Genomic DNA, 1,064 nt, shown 5'->3' with positions numbered 1-1,064 from the left:
TGGGCCCAGCAACGGCTATGGTTTATCGCCCAGTTGGATCCACAGGCTAGCCGGGCCTATCACGTGCCGGCAAGTCTGCGTTTAAGTGGTGAGTTGGACCTCGATGCTCTGAGGGCCACATTGGATGCTTTGTTGGAGCGCCATGAAGTGTTGCGTACGACCTTTGTTCAAAATGACGAAGGCGAGCCGCTCCAAGTAATCCATACCGACGCCGCCTTTGCATTGCAATGCATTGATCTGAGTGAGCTGGATGCGGAGCAACAAACAAAGGCCCTGGCTGAGCAGCAATTGGAAGAAGCGAACGCCACTTTCGATATGGCCAGGGGGCCGCTAATTCGTGGTCGCTTGATTGAGCTGGGTTTGAATGTCCAGCAGCAGCCTGACTATGTACTGCTAGTGACCATGCATCACATTGTTTCGGATGGCTGGTCGTCGGGGATTTTTGTGCGTGAGATCCGGGCCTTGTATGAGGCTTATGTCCAAGGGCGAAAGAACCCCTTGCCGCCACTGGCAATCCAGTATGCCGACTATGCCAGTTGGCAGCGAACAGTATTGGACAAGGATCGTTTATCGACTCAATTGGATTATTGGCGAGAGCAGCTTGAAGATGCTCCGGCGTTGTTGACATTGCCATTGGATCATCCTCGCCCGAGTCAGCAGGATTACGTAGGCGGAAGTATTGAGCTGGAATTGGATTCGGACCTGACGAGTCATTTAAAAGCAGTAGCGCAAGCGCATGGACTGACCTTGCATATGTTACTGCTTTCAGCCTGGAGTTTGCTGCTGTCGCGCTTGAGTGGACAGGAAACCGTGGTGATAGGAACGCCGGTGGCTAACCGACCCCGTGCGGAACTTGAAGAGTTGATTGGTTTCTTTGTCAACACGCTGGCTATTCGTATTGATGTGAACTCTGGCGAGGGCGAAAACAGTCTGACGGTGGCGCAATTTTTCGACAGAGTGAAAGCTCGGGCCTTGGGGGCCTATGCTCATCAGGATGCGCCTTTTGAGCAGGTGGTAGAAGAGTTACAACCAGACCGTAGCTTAAATCACAGTCCGCTGTTTCA

At 52.7% G+C, this 1,064-nt stretch carries 1 protein-coding gene; it reads left to right on the top strand.

What is annotated here, in order from left to right:
* Nucleotides 1–1,064: condensation domain-containing protein (locus J3364_RS22585; RefSeq protein ID WP_349560415.1), on the top strand; the 1,064-nt coding region annotated here is incomplete at both ends.

This window comes from Marinobacter sp. NFXS9, from assembly GCF_040148665.1.
Lineage (GTDB): Bacteria > Pseudomonadota > Gammaproteobacteria > Pseudomonadales > Oleiphilaceae > Marinobacter_A > Marinobacter_A mangrovi.
Note: the sequence above shows the minus strand (reverse complement) of the source record. Positions and strands in the feature narration are given on the sequence as shown.